Source organism: Frankia umida (assembly GCF_023242945.1).
In the GTDB taxonomy this organism is placed as follows: domain Bacteria; phylum Actinomycetota; class Actinomycetes; order Frankiales; family Frankiaceae; genus Frankia; species Frankia umida.
In genome coordinates this window covers 1-272 of the sequence record NZ_JALKFT010000130.1, presented here as the reverse complement: position 1 = coordinate 272, position 272 = coordinate 1, and the positions used below count along the sequence as shown (strand labels likewise).

The 272-nt window shown below is 65.8% G+C and carries 1 protein-coding gene; it reads right to left on the bottom strand.

Features of this window, described 5'->3' with window-relative positions; translation table 11 throughout:
• The coding region (locus MXD59_RS26100; protein ID WP_248827216.1) for a helix-turn-helix domain-containing protein at nucleotides 1-232 on the bottom strand (232 nt) is incomplete at its 3' end.
• Nucleotides 233-272: the final 40 nt, after the last annotated feature.

Sequence of the window (272 nt, the reverse complement as noted above, 5' to 3'; positions counted from 1 at the left end):
GCGGGCCTTTCGACGGCTCGGCCAACCACAGAGTGTCCGGGCCCCGTTTCCACCCGGTAAGCATCAGATCGGTTTCCCCGTGGCTGATCCGCCGCTGTTCCTGGGACCACGCCCGGCGCCGTTCGGCAAGCGCCCGGTTGTACACGTAGCGGACACAGACGAACGTTTTCGCGAGGTTCTCCACCTGGCCGGGGTTCGGGTAGAAACGGTAGCGGTACGCCCGCTTCACCACCCGACTTCCCACACCGGGCAGAACACACGATTCCCCGGTC